19 protein-coding genes, 1 tRNA gene, 1 other RNA gene and 2 pseudogenes are annotated in these 21,683 nt (G+C 42.2%); 14 read left to right on the top strand and 9 right to left on the bottom strand.

Going from position 1 to position 21,683, the window contains the following annotated elements; all coding sequences use genetic code 11:
* The 4 genes and pseudogenes from X919_RS15865 to X919_RS0103525 form a co-directional block, all read right to left on the bottom strand.
* Nucleotides 1-66 (bottom strand): annotated as a pseudogene (locus X919_RS15865) (plasmid mobilization relaxosome protein MobC); the annotation flags it as partial.
* A gap of 102 nt (nt 67-168) precedes the next feature.
* Complete coding sequence (locus X919_RS0103535) at nt 169-1,059, bottom strand: CHC2 zinc finger domain-containing protein (RefSeq protein WP_028899047.1); 891 nt, start codon at nt 1,057-1,059, stop codon at nt 169-171.
* A 182-nt stretch (nt 1,060-1,241) separates the two neighbouring features.
* Nucleotides 1,242-2,294, bottom strand: a complete 1,053-nt coding sequence (locus X919_RS0103530) for an AAA family ATPase (RefSeq protein ID WP_028899046.1) — start codon at nt 2,292-2,294, stop codon at nt 1,242-1,244.
* Nucleotides 2,291-2,599: a DUF3853 family protein gene (locus X919_RS0103525; protein WP_028899045.1), complete on the bottom strand. Its 309-nt coding sequence runs from the start codon at nt 2,597-2,599 to the stop codon at nt 2,291-2,293. The genes X919_RS0103530 and X919_RS0103525 overlap by 4 nt, the downstream gene beginning before the upstream one ends.
* A 613-nt stretch (nt 2,600-3,212) precedes the next feature.
* Here X919_RS0103525 and hxsD point away from each other — a divergent pair.
* Genes hxsD through hxsC form a run of 3 tightly spaced genes read left to right on the top strand, consistent with a single transcriptional unit; the run spans nt 3,213 to nt 6,121 of the window.
* Nucleotides 3,213-3,542, top strand: coding sequence for a His-Xaa-Ser system protein HxsD (hxsD, locus tag X919_RS0103520; protein WP_028899044.1), 330 nt, complete (start codon nt 3,213-3,215; stop codon nt 3,540-3,542).
* 4 nt (nt 3,543-3,546) lie between these two features.
* Nucleotides 3,547-4,974 (top strand): His-Xaa-Ser system radical SAM maturase HxsB, encoded by a 1,428-nt coding sequence (hxsB, locus tag X919_RS0103515; protein WP_036916827.1) that lies wholly within the window; start codon nt 3,547-3,549, stop codon nt 4,972-4,974.
* A 10-nt stretch (nt 4,975-4,984) separates the two neighbouring features.
* Nucleotides 4,985-6,121 carry a His-Xaa-Ser system radical SAM maturase HxsC gene (gene hxsC, locus X919_RS0103510; protein ID WP_028899042.1) on the top strand — a complete coding sequence of 379 codons (1,137 nt, stop codon included), beginning with the start codon at nt 4,985-4,987 and terminating at the stop codon, nt 6,119-6,121.
* Between the two features lie 509 nt (nt 6,122-6,630).
* Here the strand turns inward: hxsC and X919_RS16435 are convergent.
* From X919_RS16435 to X919_RS0103495, 4 genes and pseudogenes are all read right to left on the bottom strand, one after another.
* Nucleotides 6,631-6,843, bottom strand: a complete 213-nt coding sequence (locus X919_RS16435; protein ID WP_155949648.1) for an IS30 family transposase — start codon at nt 6,841-6,843, stop codon at nt 6,631-6,633.
* 45 nt (nt 6,844-6,888) lie between these two features.
* Nucleotides 6,889-7,017 carry a hypothetical protein gene (locus X919_RS17375; protein WP_256380397.1) on the bottom strand — a complete coding sequence of 43 codons (129 nt, stop codon included), beginning with the start codon at nt 7,015-7,017 and terminating at the stop codon, nt 6,889-6,891.
* Nucleotides 7,018-7,174: 157 nt separating this feature from the next.
* Nucleotides 7,175-7,480: pseudogene (locus X919_RS17190) on the bottom strand (transposase); the annotation flags it as partial.
* Between the two features lie 107 nt (nt 7,481-7,587).
* Nucleotides 7,588-7,672: transfer RNA gene (locus tag X919_RS0103495), tRNA-Ser, on the bottom strand.
* A 601-nt stretch (nt 7,673-8,273) separates the two neighbouring features.
* Here X919_RS0103495 and X919_RS0103490 point away from each other — a divergent pair.
* The 4 genes from X919_RS0103490 to X919_RS0103475 all read left to right on the top strand — a co-directional run bounded on the left by X919_RS0103490 (nt 8,274) and on the right by X919_RS0103475 (nt 12,219).
* Nucleotides 8,274-8,855 carry a sugar O-acetyltransferase gene (locus X919_RS0103490; protein WP_028899040.1) on the top strand — a complete coding sequence of 194 codons (582 nt, stop codon included), beginning with the start codon at nt 8,274-8,276 and terminating at the stop codon, nt 8,853-8,855.
* Entirely contained in the window at nt 8,836-9,162 is a 327-nt protein-coding gene (locus X919_RS0103485) for an MGMT family protein (RefSeq protein WP_036916825.1), read from the top strand. Before X919_RS0103490 ends, X919_RS0103485 begins: the two co-directional genes overlap by 20 nt.
* Nucleotides 9,163-9,266: 104 nt before the next feature.
* Nucleotides 9,267-11,087, top strand: a complete 1,821-nt coding sequence (locus tag X919_RS0103480; protein WP_028899038.1) for an SLC13 family permease — start codon at nt 9,267-9,269, stop codon at nt 11,085-11,087.
* Between the two features lie 619 nt (nt 11,088-11,706).
* A complete protein-coding gene (locus X919_RS0103475) occupies nt 11,707-12,219 on the top strand; it encodes a hypothetical protein (RefSeq protein WP_253270073.1) in 513 nt (170 codons plus the stop codon).
* 135 nt (nt 12,220-12,354) lie between these two features.
* Here the strand turns inward: X919_RS0103475 and ssrA are convergent.
* Nucleotides 12,355-12,755, bottom strand: a transfer-messenger RNA (tmRNA) gene (ssrA, locus tag X919_RS15850).
* Nucleotides 12,756-13,219: 464 nt separating this feature from the next.
* Here ssrA and X919_RS14685 point away from each other — a divergent pair.
* The 7 genes from X919_RS14685 to X919_RS0103440 all read left to right on the top strand — a co-directional run bounded on the left by X919_RS14685 (nt 13,220) and on the right by X919_RS0103440 (nt 21,349).
* On the top strand, nt 13,220-14,692 hold the full coding sequence (locus X919_RS14685; protein WP_051502399.1) for a leucine-rich repeat domain-containing protein: 1,473 nt from the start codon (nt 13,220-13,222) through the stop codon (nt 14,690-14,692).
* Nucleotides 14,693-14,703: 11 nt separating this feature from the next.
* Nucleotides 14,704-15,153, top strand: coding sequence for a hypothetical protein (locus X919_RS0103465; protein ID WP_028899036.1), 450 nt, complete (start codon nt 14,704-14,706; stop codon nt 15,151-15,153).
* 7 nt (nt 15,154-15,160) lie between these two features.
* Nucleotides 15,161-15,796 (top strand): DUF4903 family protein, encoded by a 636-nt coding sequence (locus X919_RS0103460; RefSeq protein ID WP_028899035.1) that lies wholly within the window; start codon nt 15,161-15,163, stop codon nt 15,794-15,796.
* A gap of 82 nt (nt 15,797-15,878) precedes the next feature.
* Complete coding sequence (locus X919_RS0103455) at nt 15,879-18,233, top strand: TonB-dependent receptor (RefSeq protein WP_028899034.1); 2,355 nt, start codon at nt 15,879-15,881, stop codon at nt 18,231-18,233.
* Nucleotides 18,230-18,928, top strand: coding sequence for an HmuY family protein (locus X919_RS0103450; RefSeq protein WP_028899033.1), 699 nt, complete (start codon nt 18,230-18,232; stop codon nt 18,926-18,928). The genes X919_RS0103455 and X919_RS0103450 overlap by 4 nt, the downstream gene beginning before the upstream one ends.
* Nucleotides 18,929-18,963: 35 nt before the next feature.
* Nucleotides 18,964-19,845: a hypothetical protein gene (locus X919_RS0103445; RefSeq protein ID WP_028899032.1), complete on the top strand. Its 882-nt coding sequence runs from the start codon at nt 18,964-18,966 to the stop codon at nt 19,843-19,845.
* 52 nt (nt 19,846-19,897) lie between these two features.
* Nucleotides 19,898-21,349, top strand: a complete 1,452-nt coding sequence (locus tag X919_RS0103440) for a PepSY-associated TM helix domain-containing protein (protein WP_028899031.1) — start codon at nt 19,898-19,900, stop codon at nt 21,347-21,349.
* Nucleotides 21,350-21,683: the final 334 nt, after the last annotated feature.

Raw genomic sequence — 21,683 nt, 5'->3', positions numbered from 1 at the left:
CACTTGATATTTCCGTTTCTCTGATAAAGTCTTAGTGGGTCGTCCACCTTTATTTTTCTGTTCCATTTTTTATTTTTTTGATGAGACCAACGGGATTTTTATCTCCCAATGGTGGGAGCAAGTAGGTTTTGAGATACTCAAAACACAAACTTGCTTCCCTGATACACGCTATCTTCTGATGCCACGTTTCGTAGTCGGTAATCGTGGCTGTTTTTCTTTGAGTTGGGATTGAGCTACGAGCCATTCATTGATATCTTTGTGAGTTCGATAGCGAACAGAACCGTCTATGATTTGTGGGTAAAACTGCTTCAAAAATTCAAACGATTTTCGTCCTGCTTCATCATTGTCCAGAAAACTCTCAACTTGCTTGTAGCTTTTTAACTTCTCTTGAATACGTGGCAAAAGAGCCAAAGAATTAAGAACTATGGTGTCGCAAGTTGAAGAAGGATTTAGCGTTTGCCACGAAAGGAAATCCATAAACCCTTCAAAGATTTGTAAAACGTCTGTGCCTTTACTAGTAGTTGTAATTGCTTTTGGAGCTATGCAGCCTTTGAAATAAGGACTACGAATTTCCCATCCGCCAGCATCGTTTGCAAAGCCAATGGCATAGTATGTCCGATTGGTATTATTGTATCGAATTTCAGAACAGAACCTATTGGCGATACTGAGAGGTACTCCTCGTTCTGCGATGTAACGTAACAAATAAGGATTGGTAAGTGATTGCACAGATATGATTTCTAATTTGTGCTTAGAGGTTTTTCTTTCACCTCCAAAAGAAAAATCTTGATGCACTATTTGTTTTGAACCGATTAGAAGCTCAATGGCTTCGTACATGTTACAATACTGTAAAGCACGCACAAGGTCAATGATATCTCCATGTTCGCCAGTTCCAAAGTCATACCATTGGTTGCGCTCTGTATTTACTTTGAATGATGGCGTACTTTCGTTACGAAGTGGGGAGCAGTACCAAAAATGAATTCCTTGTACTCGTGCAGGTGAATAACCCTGTTGCTGCAAATAATCTGTAATAGAGATTTGCTTGATATTTTGTATTTCCATTGTGATTTTGTTTTGAAGTTTGAAAAGAATAACTCTCAGCCTTTTTCTTTTGGAGGCTGAAAGGCTTAGGATTGGTCGGACAGTCGTACACTATAGGCACACCTTTACGTCCGACCAAGTTTGTTTCTCTTTGGTCGGATTGATTCAGGTATATATAGCCTGTGTCCGACCGACCAAAGGTTTTATTGTAGAGAATTATGACTGAGCCGATATTTTCCTCGTTCTTCCTTAACCACTATGCCTTTGTTGAGCAAGAATTGTAAAAGCTCCTTGAGTTTAGTTTGCCCATAGGATAGCCCCACAATCTTAGCATAAGCCTCTTTAAGAGCTACGATAAGTTTACTATATGGCAAGACTTCATTTGTTGAGAAGACTGGTTCCAACGCTTTTCGATGTTCGTTAGTGCTTAACTCTTGGTAGGAGAAACGATGTGACTTCCGTTCATTGTCCGAATATGAGAGATCTATTTGGGGAATGCAAATATCGTCTTCAACCTCCTTAAGTCGAAAGGCAAACTTTTCAAAGGGTTTGGAACGAATGATGGAAGGTGCAACAATACTGCGTTCAGGCATAGTGTTGTCCTTTGTGATTTGAAGAACTGTTTCAGCCTTGTTGTTGAGTTCCGTCCCAATATGCCCTCGTGCGTTGTCGTCGCCCTTGTTGAGGTGAAGTACAGTTTGGATGTGGATGTTTTGCTCGCTCGTCCATTGCATCAGGTCGCCCACTAACTTGGTCGCTTCCGTTGAGTTGTTGATGTCGAGCATCAAATCACGAATGCCATCAATGACTACCAAGCCCACGTTGGGCGTGTTGTAGATGGCATAACGAATAATTTCTCTGCGTTCATTAGGGTCAGCAATGGCTCTAAGATGACTGAACTTCAAATTCTGCGGTTCCTTGTCTATTGGCAGTTTTGCCAATCTCAAAATACGTTGCATCACAAGTTGGCAATGATAAGGACTTTGTTCCGTATCAAAGTAAAGAATTGTGCGTTTACTCTCAGGAAATGATGCTTGATATTCCAACACCTGCCCATTGATAAGGGCTGCTGCAACGATGGCAATCACATTGAAAGTCTTCTTGGCTTTCGCCTTACCTGTTGATACACTGAAGTTCCCCAGTGTGCCAATAATGGCTTCACCTGCTTGTAGTACAACTGGAGGGAGCGCAAACTCATCGGTTACATGAATGAGCGACTTTTGCCAAATGTTTTCATAATCAGTTGTATTCATCATCGTCCTCCTGTCTTTCGCCCTGCCAATTCCAGTGCAAGGTCAGCATCAACAATAATCTTGCGTCCTACTTGTGTAATGGCACGATTGATTTTACCACTCTGCTTGATACGGTTAGCCGTAGGCAAACTACAGCCGAAGAGGCGTGCAATGCCAGCCAACCCGTACACATATCGCTTTTCTTCTTTGGAGGAAGAAGCCTTTGTTAATTCCCTGCTCGTGGATATATTACTGTGTTGTGCAAGGAAAAGTAATTCTTCACCAGTCATCTGCCAAACAGGCTTGTCCAGTAATTCGTTTATCGTCATAATTCAATTGTTTTGAAATGAATAACTCGCCCTTGCGCATAGGGCGTTTAGTCAGGTCTGACGATGTAAAAGTAGAGAGCTTTTAATGCTTTTCCAAGAGGCAGGGATACAGCGGGAAGTATAGGGAAATACAAGGATATCAGCGACTATCAAAAATGCTTAATATACATTCAAATAGTGGACTATTTTGGGCAAACTCATTTTGTATTTCAATCATTATTGATTGTTTAAGAGATTATTTTAGTGTCCTCCTAATATTGGTAAAATTTGATTGAAAGTAACGCGAAATGTTTTTTTTTGGAAATAATTTTGTAATTTTACAGCGGCGATAGTATATACTGTAGCCAGACATATCGATAATTAAAAAGCGTTATGCTTCGTGTTGCAAATGGAAACCTGATACTTTCTCAAAAGCGGCATCTGTACTTCTGATAGATAGAAGGGATAATAAAGACGAATAAGCTTGACAGTTTTCATATTATAACGTGAATTGTTTTGTATTATTTGACTTTTTTGTGGTCTCCATTATGGATACTGGCATACAGTGCCACGCTTTTACAATGTATGGCCCCATATTTGGCAGCTGGATGGGGGGGGAAAGAATTGGCTAAATATGGATGTTTTAAAAATTCCTCTAAAGGTAATTGACGGCAATAAAATGCAGTTGGACTTGGATTTGCAGGTTTATTCGATAGAAACGATAGATGCTGCAGCGTATAAGTTCACTGATAACTTTTATATCTTTAAGTCAGTTGAACCAGATGGTAAAAAAATAATACATTTACTTTTTGAGGCAAAAGATGAAAATGTGATAAAGGAATCTACAGTCAAACAGTTCTGTAATGAATTGTTGGATCAACAGGTACGTTTTCATGTAAATAAGCAATTCGGTCATATAAGGGATTTAATTGTTGAAGAAGCATTTAAACCAGTCAATTCATAGAAGAATGAGAAACTACCAAATACTTCCATTTCGTTTCGCTCATTTTAATGACGAAAAGTATCTCTTAACGAATGATGTAGGAGAATACATATTCTTAAATAATGACGACTTTATTAAGTTCGTCAATGAAGATATTGACCCTAAAAGTGATTTGTTTTATGATATTGCATCTAAACAAATTGCTACAACAGATAATGTTGATGATGTTGTAAAGATGCTCGCAACCAAGTTCCGCACGAAGAAGAGTATCTTGCAGGATTTTACTTCTTTGCACATGGTTGTGCCGACATTACGATGTAATTCCAGTTGCATATATTGTCAGGTAAAACGTCATGAGAGCACAGACCATTCTGCAGATATGACTAAATCAACTGCAAAGAATATTGTAAAAACCATCTTTAAATCTCCCTCTCCTTGTATTAAGATCGAATTTCAAGGAGGTGACCCCTCGACAGATTTTGAAATGGTTAGATATATTATTGAAGAGGCCGAATGGAAAAATCTGTTCAAGAAAAGAGAATTGGAGTTTGTTATTTGCACCAATTTGACATTGCTTGATGAAAAGATGGTGAAATACTTAAAAAAGCATAAATGTCTGATTTCGACATCTCTTGATGGTCCAAAAGAGCTCCATGACACCAATAGGCCACTTCAAAACAAAGAACTTGATCATCATACGATATTTGAAAAGAATTTGGAAATGATTCGCAATATTTGGTGTGATAATGAGTGTGCTTCTGCCTTGATGACGACTTCGAGATTTAGCCTTGGACGGTTTAAGGAAATCATAGACGAATACGTCAGATTGGGTTTTCGTAATATATTCTTACGCGCCTTGAACCCTTATGGGTTTGCTAAACAATATAAAGACAAGATTGCATATCCTGTAGAGGATTTTATCTCGAATTTCAAAGAAGGATTTGATTATATTATTGAACTCAACAAAAAAGGAATATTCTTTGTTGAAGGGTATGCAGCCTTACTTCTTAAAAGAATATTAACTCCTTTCGCTACAGGATTTGTTGATTTGCAGTCACCTGCCGGTGTAGGTATCGCTGGAGCAATATACGATTATGATGGTAGTGTATATGTTGCAGATGAAGGAAGGATGATGGCTCGATTCAAAAATTATTACTTCCGTTTGGGCAATGTCAACACAGATTCTTACCAATCAATGTTCAATGGAGATAAGTTACATGAAATAATACGTTCTGCTTGCAACGAATGCCTTCCTGAATGTGCAGAATGTGTTTTTCAGCCCTATTGCGGAGCAGACCCTGTACGCAACTTGTCAGAACAAGGTGACATGGTGGGGCATCGTCCAACAAACGAAATGTGTAAGAAAAACAAAGCTATCATACACTATTTGTTTGAACTATTGGATCGCAAGAATCCAGAAATTAATAGAATTTTTTGGTCTTGGATAAAATAGAGGATTAGAAATGAAACAGATAAATACATTATATCACAATAACACGCACGAAATACTCGGACGTGTTACGCTTAAAGGCAAGAATGTTTTTAACCGTTCAAATTACATTCTTGTAAGTGATAACGAAAAGGACTTCGGCAAGGGATATAAGTTTATCATCACGTCAGAAGGAAAAGACAACAATAAATACCCTCATTGTATTATTGATAGTATCTCTGCTTTTTGTGAAGGTGATGTGGTTTCTATAAATTCAAAAGGAGAAATATTTTTCCTATATGAAGTTAGATCTACTTCCAATGCTGTATTTGCAACTGCACGATGCAACCACCGATGCATTATGTGCCCACAACCTCCTGTAGATCAGGAAAAAGATCGCACTAACTTTAATCTCGAACTGATAAAATTATTCGACAAGAATACGCTGGAAGTAGGGATTACAGGAGGAGAACCGACTATGGTTGGCGATAGATTGTTTGACTTGATACGGCAAATTAAGAAATCATGTCCAAAGGCTGCAATCAGTATACTTTCTAATGGAGTGAAATTTGCAGACATTGATTATGCCGCCAAACTTGCGGCTTGTAACCACCATGATTTGCAGATAGACATACCTATCTTCTCCGATATAGCAGCTGAGCATGATAGAATAGTTGGTGCAAAAACATTTTATAAAACGGTACAAGGGTTATACAACCTTGCTCGATTCGGGCAACCGATAGGAATACGTATTGTGGTTCACAAACAAACATATCGACGTTTGGTGCAATTGTCCGATTTTATCTATCATAATTTCCCATTTGTGGTGCAGGTGGCATTTATGCAAATGGAAACAACAGGGTTGGCTGAACGTAATTTACATGAGCTATGGATAGACCCTTATGATTATAATCATGAGTTAAAACAAGCAGTGCTTTTGCTAAATGATAGGGGTATTACTACATACATATACAATGCCCAGTTATGTGTACTCTCTCCGGAATTGAGGCCATTTGCAAAGCAATCAATCAGTGAATGGAAAGACGTATATCTTCCAATATGTGAAGGCTGTAGCTTGAAAAGTGGATGTGCGGGCATATTCTCAACCAACAACGGAAATATCAGTGCGCACATACAGAAAATAGAATGTGCAGATTCCTGTACAGAGTGAATCGTTAACAATATTGTTTAATTTAAAAACGGAGGTATCAATGAAGAGACTCATGTTTTTGTTTGTGTCTGCATTTATTGCCACAACAAGTTATTGCGCCAATGTTTCTGAGAACATTGCAAATGTATTTAGAGGCAATGAGGAAACAGCACAAATTGAGAAACAGAAAAGGCAGCCCCTAGTATTACAAAAGGCTGTTGACATGGTGAAGAGTTCCCTTGCAGGGCACTATTCTCACAGTTCTCACAGTTCCCACAGTTCTCACAGTTCTCATCGTTCTCATTATTCAAGCAGATGATGAAGTGAATTTAGTTAGAGTGTGTCAATTTAGTAAAACTCTTGATTAGGCTAATGCGACACACTCTTTAACAATTGATAGAAATGAAAACGATAGGATGAATTCAACAAGCAAGTGAAAATTTAGACGATCTTTTCATAAAAGCATTGACTCGGTGATGTGAAATTCAATTTTTCTCTTGGTCTGATGATAATCTTGTGCATAAGTTTGGTTATTTGCTGATATAATACCCTGCGAACGAACTGGACTTTGGTATGTTTTGCCGTATCAGTCTATTCTCGTTTTCGATGGTTCCTTTCTGCCACGAGGAATACGGATCGGCAATATATATTTTCGTATCAAGTGCCTTGCTTATCATCTCATGACAGACTAATTCCGTCCCATTATCGGTTGTTATGGTTTTGATGTATGCCTTGTACGGCATAAGCCTCCTGACTACCGTTTTTGCCAGAGCCTTGGTATTCTTCCCCTAGTCGAGTTTTCTCATGAACAGCATGTAGGTACTCTGCTCGATGATAGTAACTATTGCCCAATGTCCGTCTTTTCCTATGATGGTATCCATCTCGAAGTCTCCGAATCGTTTGCCATCAATCTCCATGGGGTGTTCGACTATGCTTGTCCTGTCCGGGATTTATATACGCTTCCCTACCATGGTTCGTTTTCTGTGCTTTAGGCGGTGGCGGCAGTGCTTGTATAGTTCTCCTCCGTTTTCCTTGTCCTTGTATATATTTACGCGAGTTCGGGATAAGTTATTTCTAAAATAGTTTTAACCGTCTTTTGTCTTCAATGGCAACAGGCAATGCATCAGGCTTGTTCTCAAAGAAACAGTATGTCGCCAATGCTGAGCAAAGGTTTATAATGAAATTGTGTATTGGCCTGTGCTGTGAGTGCACAAGATTTGCCATGTTTTTCAATAATTCGTTGATGCACTCGATGATGTATCTCTTTCGTAGCATAATCTTGTCCCACATAGGCATGAGTTTGTTCTTCATTTTGCTTTCAATCCGTGCACGAGATGTATTCCCCGGTCAAAGAGTTGACCCGAAGAGTTCCTTCTTGATTTATCCTCTGTGTGCAATAAATTTGTCTCAAAAGATTTTAAATAGCGACATCTTGGGTGTAATAAAGGGTGCAAATCACGTAACTCGTTGATTTACACCCTTATTTGCGGAGAGAGAGGGATTCGAACCCCCGGTGCCTCTCAGCACGACGGTTTTCAAGACCGTTGTAATCGACCACTCTACCATCTCTCCAAAGGAATTTTGTATAGAATATATCTGAAAAGCGGTGCAAAGGTAAAAGAATTTATTTGAAGGGACAAATATTTTATTAAGTTTTTTAGAGATGTGGTTGTAAATTCTAGTAAGAAATGCTAAAAGTTTCTTTGTTAGAAGACAGTAAGTCCCAGTAAGGAAACAAAGTCCTTTATTAAAAAGTAGCAATGAAAAATTATTAGGAGATGTGGTGTTGCTAAGGAACTGAAGGTAGATGATGTCAGAGAACAAGTGTTATTCTCTAAAATATGTGCTCTATAATATGTCTGGAGTGGGGGATAGCGGCGCTGCCTTGTTGGGTGTTGTTCCCAAAATATGTATTCCATATATGTCTTTTGTTAGTCTAAAGTGCATGAAAGTAAATAATTGTGTATGCAGAGAATGATTATTAAAAAGAGCCAAGTAATAATCTTCTGCAACAAAAAATGTATACCTTTGTAATGGCAATGGCAAGAGGAAACTCTATAGGGAATAATTAGAGTAGCCTGTTATGATTTAGTAGAATAGTTTTTTAATGATAGATAATAGATGTATAAGATTGCACGATATCAGAAAATCTTAATATTGTAACAATTAAATGATGAATCAAGAATGGAAAAAAATGTTGTGTGGTGAGCCCTATCATGCGCTCGATCCCGAAATATTATCGATGCTTTTTAAGGCTAAAGATGCCGTTTGGGCCTACAATCAGCTCAAACCTTCGCAGTTAGAAGCACGCGAAACCTGCATCAAACGCATTCTGGGATATTGTGGTGTGCAGCCTATGGTGAACTCTCCTTTTCATTGTGATTTCGGGTGTAATATTCATGTTGGTAACCATTTCTTCTCCAATTTCAATCTTACCATTCTCGATGAGGCGCGAGTGACCATTGGTAATCATGTACTTATTGGCCCCAATGTGAGCCTTTTTACGGTGTGCCATCCCACTGATCCTGTAGAAAGGCGTGTTGGAACAGAATGGGCTAAGCTCATAACGATAGGCGATGATGTTTGGATAGGGGGTAATGTGACAATTCTTCCCGGAGTGACCATTGGCCATCGATGCACCATTGGTGCTGGGTCGGTGGTAACAAAAGATATTCCAGACGATTCGATAGCTGTAGGAAATCCGTGTCGTGTCATCAAAAAGCTTACATTACAAAATGAAAACAATTGCGATTGATGCCTGTTTTCAGTCTGAAGTACAGCAAGTGGTGTGTGCTATTCCTCAGGGGTTTGTACTCACCTATGGTCACATCGCACGTCTCATTGGACATCCACAACATGCGCGGCAAGTGGGATTGGTGCTTAAAAGGATTGGAGAGGCACAGGTTCCTTGCCATCGTGTAGTCAATAGTTCTGGGCGATTAGTGCCCTCGTGGGACAAACAGGGAGAGTTGTTACATCAAGAAGGTGTGAAGTTTAAAGCTAATGGATGTGTGGATTTGCAGCAATCGCTGTGGCAACCCTATGATATTCAGAACGAATAACCTTATTCGTCGTCAGGTGTTTTGCTCATTTGGTAAATTCATCTGATTTTATTATCTTTGCAACGTTATTGATTCACGAGGCTAAGGACAATTCATTTATTTTTATGATATTAACAATTATCACGCTACTGGTAACCATTGCGTTTTTTATTTGGGGGCGTGTGCGCAGCGATATTGTTGCCATGGCCGCACTCATGGTGCTCACGGCTTCAGGTGTTTTAACTACGCAAGAAGCCCTAAGGGGTTTCTCCTCGCCGATAGTCTTGATGATGATTGGACTTTTTATTGTCGGAGGCGCAATCCTACAAACGGGGCTTGCCCAATCAGTTGGTAATAGCATCGCACGCTTCTCGGGTGGTAACGAGACGCGTGCTTTTGTGCTTGTAATGTTGACAACAGCTGTTATTGGTGCTTTTGTGAGCAATACAGGAACTGTAGCCATTATGATGCCCATCATTATGAGCATGGCTGCTACATCGAATATTCGCACTTCCCGTTTGCTCATGCCTGTTGCTTTTGCTGGTAGTTTAGGTGGAATGCTTACGCTTATTGGTACACCTCCCAACCTTGTGGTTAGCGAAACGTTGCAGCAAGCTGGGTTCAAGCCATTAGGATTTTTCTCGTTTTTCCCTACAGGTGTAATCGTAATAGTTATTGGAATCTGTGTGTTGCTACCTTTGAGTCTGTGGCTTATCAAAGAAGTTGATGGTAAAAAGCGACGCAAAGGGCAATCACTTTCAGCCTTAGCAAAGCAATATCATCTAACAGAAAAGATTTATAAATATCATGTGGGCAAAGACGCGCGTGGACTAAATGGTATGCGTGTGAAAGAACTCGATTTGCAACGCCGTTATGGTCTGACGTTACTTGAGATACGAAGTGAACGAAAACGTGCGTTTGGTAAGGTTATAGATCAACATATGGCTTGGGCAGATAGTGTGATTAGCCATGGCGATATCTTGTTTTTTTATGGCGATCATGCAGGTATGCAGCGATTAGCAGCCGACTATCAGCTACAGAATTTGCGTGGTTCTCACCTCGATTTCTACGACATTGGCATATCAGAAATAGTTGTACTTCCCACTTCTCGTCTCATTGGTACACGTATCAAAGACTCGCGTCTGCGTGAGGATTATGCCCTAAATATCTTAGGTATTCGTCGAGATGAAGAACATATCACAGACGATTTAGGGAACTATCGCTTGCACAATGGTGATATATTGTTGGTGCAAGGCAAATGGGATACTATTATTCAAATGAATCAAGAAAATGAGAATTGGGTAGTACTTGGGCGTCCCGACATGAAGGCAGCTAAGGTGATTTTTGATTATAAGTCGCCCGTTGCCGCCATCATCATGTTATTGATGGTACTCACAATGGTCTTTGATTTCATTCCCATCGCACCCGTAACAGCCGTATTGATAGCTTCGCTCTTAGTAATTTTAACGGGTTGTTTCCGTAGTGTCGATGCAGCCTATAAAACAATTAATTGGGAAAGCGTTGTGCTTATTGGCGCGATGATGCCCATGTCTACGGCTTTAGAGAAGACGGGTGTATCTCAAATTGTTTCTGAAACGTTGGTTAATAGTTTAGGTGCTTTTGGACCTTATGCGTTATTGGCAGGCATTTATTTCACCACTTCGCTGCTCACGATGTTCATCAGCAACACCGCAACCGCCGTGCTTATGGCTCCCATTGCTTTGGTTGCTGCCCAGCAAGTGGGTGTTAGTCCCTATGCATTCCTTTTTGCAGTGACGTTAGGTGCCAGCATGTGTTTTGCTTCTCCGTTCTCTACGCCACCCAATGCTTTGGTGATGAAAGCCGGGAACTACACTTTTATGGATTATGTGCGTGTGGGATTGCCCCTGCAACTCATCATCGGCATCGCAATGACCTTTGTGTTGCCGTTGCTATTCCCATTCTAAAGGAACAAAGAAAAACTTCATCTCACGGCTTGTTTGTTTTGATGCCACAATGTGGTTAATCCGCATGAGGTATTGGCTCTTTTATCCTTCTTCTCCGTTCTTCTGCCCGCTTGAGGAAGAGGGGATAACCAAATGGCTGTTGAGTGTTGTGTCTTATAGATCATGTGAAGTTTGGTATTCAAGTTGCTTTGGATGCGTATGTAAAGGTAATTATTAAATAGGGAACTCAGTATCATGGTTTTTCCTTATAAACTTTTCAGCGAAATAATCTGTAACCCTTTTGTAGAAAATGATCTTAGACTATTTCTTTTTAGATTAAAAAGCGAACTTTCTTTAGAAACTTTTATAAGCAAAAGAATTCAATCTAAGTAAAAAAGGTTATCTTTGCAAGCGAGTATTCCTATTAGTTATTTATTCTTATAAAAAAGATGAAATAGTTTTTTAGGAGGGCTTTCATCAATAAAAGTCGCAGCATATCTAAATAAAGTGCTCTATTGATTACCCATTCAATGGTATGATGTTTATGAAATGGTATAAAAAAAAGGTTTTCTGTTGCTTGATAACTATTGTGGTGCTTGTGTCTTGTCAGAGTTGTCAAGGAAGATTGCAGCAACACTCGATGCAGAAAAGTCTTTTAGATAGTCTCAATCGGGTAGATACAACGCAAATGAAATCGGCTTTCTTGGAGCGCATACATCAATATATTCAAACGAAACCAAATGTGAAAAGTTTCATATTGCAATGTTTTTATGTGTACGAAGATCGGGGAATACTATCGAACGGGGTAAACATCAACAATGATATATTCATGATTATGCCTGCTTACCAATATGCTTTCGAAGGTGGTGAGTGGTCAATCGACGATGTTTATCCCAATCATTATTTTCTGATGAATGATAAAATTATTTTCGTATGCTCGCGATGGGATGCGTGCTTCCAGCAGCAAAATGCTCGCAAGATTTATGAAAAGTTAGTGCCAACTCCTAAAATTCTATATGGTGATGAGGCAGCCTTTATTATGGTTGAGCATGAACAAGATTGTGCAAGTTTTTTAGCTGATTTCAAAAAATTTAATCTTGAACCGCTGACGAAACTCAGAACACCAGTAAAGTTTGATCCTCCAAAACCTTAGAAATAATCATATAGATAGACAATATAGGCTTCAAAGCAGAGCCATATATAAACAAGAAAATCGCCATAACTTCAATATGTTACGGCGATTTTCTTTCTTTTGTGAAGCTATAAAAACGCTTGTTCAGAGTACATCGAGTGGAGCTGGTGGGATTCGAACCCACGTCCGCACAAGGAAATCATACGCTTTCTACACGCTTATTTCAGCCTTTGGTTTTCGTTCTGTAGCAAGACCTGAACCACCAACTACAGACTTATCCTCTAAAAGTGTCATCAAAGTTGCGAGGCCAACCTCAACTATTTCCGATTTACCTGCACCGCTGAGTCTTCAGATTCGGAAAAACATCCTTGGAGCGGTGTCTCGTTGCATCACCTTGTGACGCAATTAAGCCAGTAATCTACTATGCTTCGATTAGGCAGCGAGAGCGTAATTGTTTTCGCCAATTAATTTTCTGATTGCTTTGATTAGGGAGAAAACAACCGAATCTCCGCGTGCTTACATACCATTTCATCTCGCCGTCAAATCCAGTCAACCCCGAGATATAGTCGTGCAAAGTTACAACTATTTTTCTATAAAAAAATGTTTTGCCATGATTTTTGTCTTTTTTAGACAGCATAAGTCATCTTGTGCGATGAGTGAATGTATGGGCTTGCTTCATAAAATGGGCTATATTGCGTCCTAATTTCTATCAGTTTTGTTGCAAAAGTGGGTGATATTAGGTGGTAAACGCCACCATTTTATAGAGCGGTGAGCTTTTCATGTTGAAACAAGGTCTATGGACACTGTTTGATGAAACGAGTAAATCATGAGTCTTTTTTTCATTGTTTTTCGTTATCCGTTTTAAACTATATCGTATGAAAATCCTAATAAATGAGGATGAGTAGTGCAAGAAAAGCCGCAAAATGTATAATAGAAGTTAATAAGTGCTATGAAAATCACTAAAAATGGGGATTGCATGGTGTTAGAATTAGTTTTATTTTTGCACAAAATTTTTAGACTTATGAATTTTAAATTTGTTTTTAAATCCTTTTTAGCACTTTGTGCTTTGGTCTTGTTTTCTTGCAGCGAGAAAGACAATGCGCCATCTTTTAGTTCGCAGGCATTGCAAAATGCTGAGTTAATAAATGTTTTGAAAGCGAAAGGGTTTACCTTTAATGAGAAGGGACAACTGGAACTTAACGACTTAGCTCAAAACACCCGGTCGCTTGATTTAAGTGGAACAAAGTTGAAAGACCTCACCGGGCTTGACGTGTTCCCCAATCTTCACGAGTTGAAACTCGCCAATAATGGCTATGGCCCCGTGTTCGACTTTGACTCCATTCCGGCGAAAGTCATCGCCGTTGATCTTACAGGTAATGAGATTTATGACTTCCATCATTTGGTGAAGGTGGATGTGGCTGAGAACGGAGAGGAAACCGTTACGCCCCAACATTCCATCAATAAGCTCTTGTTACCTGCCACAGCACGTTTCAACAGCCGTGATTTAGTACCTTTCTATCGTCACAACCAAAATGATATTGCGGGTGGAAAGGTTGAAATGAAGATGGTCGATGAGCACGGAAAGGTACAGCCTTATAACACATTGCGCACCATACCTGATGTAGCTGTCCTAAAATATATCAAGGAAACGTTCCCATCAATTATGGCTTCTGACGGACAGCATGTTGACTTGAGCAAGCATTTGAGTTTAGCCGACAAATCAAAAACGTTCTATTTGATTGCAGGAGCTACGATAGCGCAACAACCAACTTCAGTCGAAGGGATACAATATATAGTTTCCAATCCATCTTGGGAGGGCATAGATTGCAGAATTATACTCGAAGAAAAGTTGCCATTGCCTTATTTTTATGTGAGCAGTAAGCTACAGAAACTCTTTCTACAGAATGTAAAGACATCCATCATCAACACACAAGATGCACATGACTTGTACGAGATGGCTGTGAGAAAAGTTGATGGTCTGCGTGATATAGACCTTTCAGTAAGTACGCTGTTTGGCCAACGCGACAAGGATAAAGAAATGAGTGACATGGTAGGATCTTTTGTAGAGATTATAGACTGTCCTGATGTTGAAAATTTGAAGCTCCCTAATAAGACAGACTTACATGCTTTGCATCTGGGTGTCTTAGTCGCTCCAAAGCTAAGAGCCCTTGATTTTTCGAATTTTATAGGTATAAGTACCATTGAGTTAGGACGCTTAAATCCTGCTTGTAAATTAACCTATCCCACAACCTTGAAGCATTGGTATGATTATGGAGGCTATGTGCCAGATGCCGATTTGAATACGACTTTTGTGATTACTGAAGATGTTTTCAACCGACAGGAAACAAAAAGTTTCATCAAGAAGTTCTATTTAGACCGCACGCCACAGCGCCTTTCTGATTACGATGCCTTTTTGTATGGTGATTTGTTCAAACCTGAAATACGAGGGATTTTTTGGACACATGAAAAATATATCTCACAAATTAAGAAATAAAGACTAAGGAAATGAAACAGAAATTTTTCTCAATACTTATTATCTTTACATGTTTATTTGGTTTTATTGCTTCTGCAAATGCTGGAAATTATGTAGGAACGCTGTCAAATGTAACGATGAATGGTAAGCATTTTAATGATGTTGCCAATACGGTTTTTTCATTGACTGATAATGGAGATGGAACTTATCTGTTGCAAGGAGAAATCCAAAAAATAGGGAAAATGCCAGGAACAATCTCTATCAATGTTCCCGTGTATATCATAAATGGCACTATTTCTCCAACAGCTAAAAATAGAGAAGCGGGGATTCTGAAGACTGCTTTTATGAAACAAAAAATCAAATTGCGTAATATTTCAGGAAGTTTGCAAGGAGGGTTATTACATTTTGTTATCGAAACTTATGCGGGATGGGACATTTTTCCAATGTTTCCAGCTTCTGTGACTTTTGATGGAACGAAGTAATAAAGATATGAAAAGAGAATTTAAATGTCTATTGTGGGGCGGCCTATTCATGGCCGTCTTCACCCTAATGGGGTGCAGCAGTGACCACAATCTTGACGAACGGCCTGTAGATGAGAGTAGCATTGAGACTGCACATCAGATCCTTGATGGTGACATTATACTTTCAACAAAAGCAACACTCAACGGCGATGACAAGACTTTGTTGCCCGAAGGCTGTCCCACGAAATTCAGATTTGCGTGGGAGGATGCTAAAACTTTACGCTTGCAGTTACTTAACTTCACCGTAGGCAATATGCCACTAAAGATTACTTTCACCTGCTTGTGCAAGTTTATGCAACTTAATTCATGGGAGAAAGACGAGTACAGTGGTGACGGATGGTTGAAATTTAAAGGAGTTGATGGCGTGGTTTCTGCCGATGATAAGGGTACGGGTGCTGTTTCAAAGGGTAGCGGCGCCAAGGTTGATGGTTATCTCAACGTGAAAACTCATCAGATAAACTTCATCGTTAACTATAACATGATGAATGTGCGTTCAGAGTGTTTCCTGCAAACCATTGACAAAAATCGCATTAAAACCTACGAAAAGGACTTTAAGAAATATGAGGAAGACCTCAAGAAATATAAAGAAGAGCATGGATTGTAGCCCGCATAGCAAAGCCTTGTAACATTGAAATGCGGATTAAGTAAATGTTATCCGCATTTCTTTCCGCATAGAAGAAACGTAGATGAAAAGAAAAAAGCTATTCCTCACCTTGTTGTTCTGTTGGGGTTGCATGGCGTTATGGGCGCAACAGCAACTGAAATTCAAAGTTGAAGAGCAAGGAACGCAGCAACCTTTGGAAGGTATTTATATCTCTCTCACTCCAAATGGTAGCACAAAGGCGGCCTATACAGCCGTGACCGATGCTGCGGGCGAGGCTGTTTTCAATCTTGAAAAACAGGGCATTTACCACTATCAGATTATTGCTGTGGGCTATGTTACGGCTTCAGGTGAGGTGCAACTGCCTCAAAAAGAGACGGTAAAGATTACCTTACGCGAGGATGTGATGCATCTGAATGACGTGGTTGTGACGGGTTCACGCACCGAACGTCCTGTGAAACTCTCGCCCATCACGACACAAGTGTTAGGTGGAAAGGCTTTGGTTGATGCAGGATATAGCGACCTTCAACATGCGCTCCAGCAGGAAACACCCGGCATGAACATTCAAAAGGTGGGCTTTGGCAACGAGATTTCGATGCAAGGGTTGGATGCGCGGCATGTGCTTTTTCTGCAAGATGGCGAGCGAATGACAGGCGAAATGGCCGGCAACTTAGATTATGAGCGGTTTAATTTGCACGCTATCGACCGCATCGAGATTGTGAAAGGTGCCAGCAGCACGCTCTATGGCAGCCGAGCTTCGGGTGCAGTCATCAACCTCATCTCAAAGAAAGCGGCGAAACCTTTGGATATTCAGGCTGGCTTTCGCTGGGGACAGATGAACGAACGCAACTACAAACAGCCCTCAAAGCGCGACTTTCTTTATATGTTTGAGAAGAATAGCGACCGCCCCAACCTGCAAGCGTGGGTGTCGGCAGGCATGAAATATAAGGCGATTACCTCGCAAACCGATGTTTGGTATAGCTCGAGTGATGCGTTTTATCTTTACCAGGCCACGCACGATCAAAAGGTTTATACGAAAGAAGCCAATCCGTTTTTGCCGCATGATATTGTTCTCAACAGCGTCGTTGCACGGCCACCGATGGGCATTGAGGGCACCGAGCATGTGTCGTTGGCACAAAAATTCTACATCGACCCTGTGAAAAACCTCTCGATGCAGGTCTATGGCACACTGTTTTTTATGAATTCCTACGACCTCATTCAAGACCTTAATTTCACGCAGAGCCGTGATTTCATGACGGGCTTCAAAGCAAAGTATGATGTGAAGAATTGGTTCTCGGTGCAGTTGAGCTTGCATGGTGATTTCTATCAGCGATTTAAACGACACGAACGAATCGACGAACGCAAGGTGGTTTATAAGAGTCAGATTTTAGAACCGCGCCTCTCGCTGACGAGTAATTATTTCAATCATCACAGTTTCATCTTCGGAATAGAGCACACCAGCGACGATTTAACGAGTGACCGCTTTGTCAATCGCAAGATGACCACACGCGCGCTGCGCGAAACCGAATATTTCTTGCAGGATGAATGGACGCCCACAACGCATTGGATGTTATCCTTGGGGGTGCGCACTAACTTTTCAAAAGCTTTTGGTTTTATGTGGATGCCCAAGCTCGCAGCCAAGTACTCGCTGAACGAGCAATGGGCCTTTCGTGCCAATTATTCCATGGGCTATCGGGCACCGAGCATCAAAGAGCTGTTCTTTAACTGGGATCATCTCGGCATGTTTCAAATCCGTGGCAATGAAGAGTTGCGTCCCGAGAAAAACCATTATGTATCGGTGGGCACGGAATACAGCACCGATCGTTTCTTTATGAACGTGAATGCTTATGGCAATTTCTTTCGGAAAAAGATTGAAGGCGTGTGGCACATCTACGACATGCAGTATAACTTTGAATACACCAACCTTCGCAATCAACGCATGTTGGGCGTTGAAGCAATTCTCAAATGGCATTTCATCGATGGGTTTACACTCAACGGAACGTATAGCTATGTGAATGTAAGTAAGCAGCAAGGCATACAAGTTAACACCACATCGCCCCACGCTGCAACGGGAAGTTTGGACTATACGCTGAACCGAAAGAACTATCGTTTGAAGACCATTTTCAGTGCGTCGCTCATGGGGCAGAAGCAGTTTGACGTGCAAGATCGCGTTTGGGTGGACGAACACCACAAGAGTTACGATGCCTATTTTCGTTGCACCCTGCCCACTTATGTGCTGTGCAATTTGGCCCTGGTGCAGACCTTCTATAACAAAGTGAAGGTAACGCTCGGCGTGGATAACCTCTTTAACTATGTGCCTCACACGTTGGGTTCGGGCATTACGATGTTCAACGTGCCGGCAACATGTGGCGCAAGGGGCTATGTTCAAGTAGAGTTTTTGATGGATGAAATCGTGAAATCCCTAAAACATAAGCGATGAAAGCAATACAATGTTTATGGCTGAGCTGCGCGATGGTGTTGGCTTCGTGTGTGCATTATGATGCCGAACCTTTCAATGGAAAGACCCTTCCGCGCATCACGGGTTATTTAACGGGTGTGAGCAACGACTGGTTGTATATCAATTTGCGCACAGGCGAGGTGTTTAATCGCTATATGCCTGGCAGCGATATCAAGGAAGGTGAGCAACATCATCGTTTAGATTGGGATGTGGCTTTCTGTGGCTATCGGCTTCGAACCAACAGCGGTACGTCGGGCGAAGGGCAGGGGGGAGCAGCCGATTTGGGCTATGGCAACTACGATAAGTGGCAACATGTGGCGCAGTTGCCGGCCGGTTTGCAATGGACTGTCGACGACCATTCGGTGTCGATTACCTATTCGCGCAACGATTGGAACAAGTATCTCATCGCCCATCATCTTGACTTCAACGAAAATCCTTGGTTTGACCCCAACCACGGGCCAGCCACATTGAAGACCGATGCCAACCCCTTGTTGTCGCAAGCGCTCACCTTCTCGGGACCACCTCCCGTCTATGCGCCCTCGTTTCACACCTATGTTGTGCGCACGGCCGATGGACAGCATTATTTTAAACTGCAAATCATCAGCTGGTTTAAGGGCGATGTTGAGTTGGGAGACACGGGTGGACAAATCAGTTATTATTGTGATGAATTAAAATAGCAGCGTGCAAACGCTGTTCTAAAACCATTTGAATCATGAACAAAGAAAAAGAATCCTCCTCGCAATGGTATGTGAAACAAACCCTCGTGGCGTTTCTCTTGGTGCTTTTTGCCATGCCTTTAGGTCATGCCGCGATGATTTTAATGGAGAAATTGATGAGCGAAGGCAGCGTGCATGTGGCCGGCTTCTTGCTCGGATTGTTAGGCTTTGTGCTCGTTATCATCGGCGTGTTTGCTCGGGGTGACACGCGACAAACGCTGTGGGGCTTGTTTGGTGGTCTGCTGTTTTGGACCGGCTGGGTTGAGTTTCTCTTTATGTATTATGCGCGGCGCTACGGTGTTCAGCCCGAGATAGAGCATGGTGTGGTGGTGACAAAACCCGAATATCTCATCCTGCCCGCCACGTTTGGCATGTGGATGATGACGATGTTGATGTATGTTTTCAGCACGCGCAACGGCTGTTTGTTTATCACCTGGCTGCAAAAGGTGCTGTTCAGAGGACGCAGAAACCAAATCGTTGTGCGCCCGATGACGCGCCACACGTCCATCGTTACCTTTATGGAGGTCAACATGATGCTGTGGGCTTCCTATCTGCTGTTGATGTTCTGCTATGACAAAAACTTCTTAGGCGACCATCATCCCGTCACGTTCTTGGTGGGGTTGGGCTGTTTTGTGGGTTCTGTTTTCATGCTCAAACGTCAGTTACACCTTGCCGCTTGGGGTGCCAACATCCGCATGGCCATCGCCACAGTGATTGTGTTTTGGACGCCGGTAGAAATTCTTGGGCGCATCAATTTCTTCAAAGAATTTTGGGTGCAACCCGAGAAATTTGTGCTTCCCATGCTCATCATTCTGCTGGTTTTTATAACTTTGGGGCTCTATTTGTGGGTCACGAGCCGTTCTCGTCATTCCAATTGAGCTTGCAGACGGCAACAGCAGCCCCCACGCTAACGTTATCAACGCACACAAAATGAAAAAATCCACTTGGCGGAAGCATCACAAATGGTTGGGCTTGATTTGCGCCTTCTTCCTCATCATGTTTGCCTTGTCGGGCTTGGTGCTCAACCATCCCCGACTGTTTGCTTCGGTGAATGTGAGTCGAAGTTTACTTCACACTTCTTATCGCTATGCACAATGGAACCGCGGACTGCTAAAAGGCACGCTGAAATGGCGTGGAAAGGTGTTCATCTATGGCAACAACGGCATTTGGATGACCGACAGCACGGGCGCTGGCTTGAAAGATTTTAACCGCGGCTTGCCCACAGGGGCTGACTATCGGCAAATCAAACGCCTTTGTCTTACCCCGCAACAACAACTCTTTGCACTGGGACAATATGGGCTCTATCGGTTGCAGGACGATGGCATCTGGCACGAGGTGGCATTGCAAAACGATGGTAATGAGCGGCTGGTGGATATGAGTTTGCAAGGCGATAGCCTCGTGATTACCAGCCGATCGATGCTCTTCTGCGCCGCGCCTCCTTACAAGCAGTTCCGCACCATCACCTTGTTGCCGCCACAAGGTTATGATGGGCAGGTGTCATTGTTTCGTTTGGTGTGGCTGCTGCACAGCGGCGAACTTTTTGGGATGGTTGGCGTTTTGGTGGTTGATGCCATCGCCTTTGTGCTCATTTTCTTGTCGCTGACGGGCGTTGTCTATTTCTTTTTGCCGCGCATGCGTCGCAACAAGCATCCCAAAGTCATGCGCTGGCTGTTGCAATGGCACAATCATGTGGGCAGGCTCTCCATTGTCTGCACGCTGTTGTTGAGCTTCACGGGTTGGTTGTTGCGCCCACCCGCTTTGATAGCCATCGTCTCGTCGCGCGTGCATCCATTGCCTTTCTCGACCATGGACAGCGAAAATGCGTGGCACGACAAGCTGCGGTCGTTGCAATATGATGCTGCACAGGGCGATTGGTTGCTCTATTCGTCGGAAGGATTCTATGCTTTGAAGACCTTGAGGAGTACGCCGAAGCCCGAGCCAGTGCAACCTCCTGTGAGCGTGATGGGCATCAACGTTGAGGAGAAAGACGCGCAAGGCCGCTGGCTCATTGGCTCGTTTAGCGGCATGTATCGCTGGGATCGTGCGCAAGGCTATGCGACCGACTATTTTGATGGCGGCCCCATGCAGCCCGTTTCTGGTCCACCAATTGGGGCAAATGCCGTGGCGGGCTATTCGAACGACTTCAAAGTGGGCGCGCTTGTGGCCGATTATAACGTGGGAACCGACCGTCTGCCTATGCCGCAGTGGATGCAAACGTTGCCCATGTCGCTGCGCAATGTGGCGTTAGAAGTGCACACCGGCCGCATCTACACCTTCCTGTCGCTGCTCCAAGTGTTCTATGTTTTCCTCATCGGCCTAAGCGTGATGTGGTGTTTGTGGAGCGGGTGGAAGCTCCGCAAGCTGAGCAAGACGCCATCTTAATGCCCTCCGAGCAGGCATAACCTTATGCTTTCGTCAACCGAAATGGGGAAGCGCTGTCATAACCTTATGCTTTGCTCACCCGAAATAAGGAAGTGCTGTCATAACCTTATGCTTTGCTCACCCGAAATAAGGAAGTGCTGTCATAACCTTATGCTTTCGTCACCCGGAATAAGGAAGCGCTGTCATAACCTTATGCTTTTGTCAATCGGAACAGGGAAGTGCTGTCATAACCTTATGCTTTTGTCAATCGGAACAGGGAAGTGTTGTCATAACCTTATGCTTTCGTCAACCGGAACAGGGAAGCGCTGTCATAACCTTATGCTTTTGTCAACCG

Origin of the sequence: Prevotella sp. HJM029 (assembly GCF_000599605.1) — a bacterium.
Classification (GTDB): Bacteria; Bacteroidota; Bacteroidia; order Bacteroidales; family Bacteroidaceae; genus Prevotella.
This window is presented reverse-complemented; position numbering and strand designations above follow the sequence as displayed.

Bases quoted from the DNA above. Each gene is read 5' to 3' on its own strand.
- X919_RS0103535 (WP_028899047.1), bottom strand. From the start codon at position 1,059: ATGGAAATACAAAATATCAAGCAAATCTCTATTACAGATTATTTGCAG.
- X919_RS0103530 (WP_028899046.1), bottom strand. From the start codon at position 2,294: ATGATGAATACAACTGATTATGAAAACATTTGGCAAAAGTCGCTCATT.
- X919_RS0103525 (WP_028899045.1), bottom strand. From the start codon at position 2,599: ATGACGATAAACGAATTACTGGACAAGCCTGTTTGGCAGATGACTGGT.
- hxsD (WP_028899044.1), top strand. From the start codon at position 3,213: ATGGATGTTTTAAAAATTCCTCTAAAGGTAATTGACGGCAATAAAATG.
- hxsB (WP_036916827.1), top strand. From the start codon at position 3,547: ATGAGAAACTACCAAATACTTCCATTTCGTTTCGCTCATTTTAATGAC.
- hxsC (WP_028899042.1), top strand. From the start codon at position 4,985: ATGAAACAGATAAATACATTATATCACAATAACACGCACGAAATACTC.
- X919_RS16435 (WP_155949648.1), bottom strand. From the start codon at position 6,843: ATGCCGTACAAGGCATACATCAAAACCATAACAACCGATAATGGGACG.
- X919_RS17375 (WP_256380397.1), bottom strand. From the start codon at position 7,017: ATGGAGATTGATGGCAAACGATTCGGAGACTTCGAGATGGATACCATC.
- X919_RS0103490 (WP_028899040.1), top strand. From the start codon at position 8,274: ATGAATCAAGAATGGAAAAAAATGTTGTGTGGTGAGCCCTATCATGCG.
- X919_RS0103485 (WP_036916825.1), top strand. From the start codon at position 8,836: ATGAAAACAATTGCGATTGATGCCTGTTTTCAGTCTGAAGTACAGCAA.
- X919_RS0103480 (WP_028899038.1), top strand. From the start codon at position 9,267: ATGATATTAACAATTATCACGCTACTGGTAACCATTGCGTTTTTTATT.
- X919_RS0103475 (WP_253270073.1), top strand. From the start codon at position 11,707: ATGCAGAAAAGTCTTTTAGATAGTCTCAATCGGGTAGATACAACGCAA.
- X919_RS14685 (WP_051502399.1), top strand. From the start codon at position 13,220: ATGAATTTTAAATTTGTTTTTAAATCCTTTTTAGCACTTTGTGCTTTG.
- X919_RS0103465 (WP_028899036.1), top strand. From the start codon at position 14,704: ATGAAACAGAAATTTTTCTCAATACTTATTATCTTTACATGTTTATTT.
- X919_RS0103460 (WP_028899035.1), top strand. From the start codon at position 15,161: ATGAAAAGAGAATTTAAATGTCTATTGTGGGGCGGCCTATTCATGGCC.
- X919_RS0103455 (WP_028899034.1), top strand. From the start codon at position 15,879: ATGAAAAGAAAAAAGCTATTCCTCACCTTGTTGTTCTGTTGGGGTTGC.
- X919_RS0103450 (WP_028899033.1), top strand. From the start codon at position 18,230: ATGAAAGCAATACAATGTTTATGGCTGAGCTGCGCGATGGTGTTGGCT.
- X919_RS0103445 (WP_028899032.1), top strand. From the start codon at position 18,964: ATGAACAAAGAAAAAGAATCCTCCTCGCAATGGTATGTGAAACAAACC.
- X919_RS0103440 (WP_028899031.1), top strand. From the start codon at position 19,898: ATGAAAAAATCCACTTGGCGGAAGCATCACAAATGGTTGGGCTTGATT.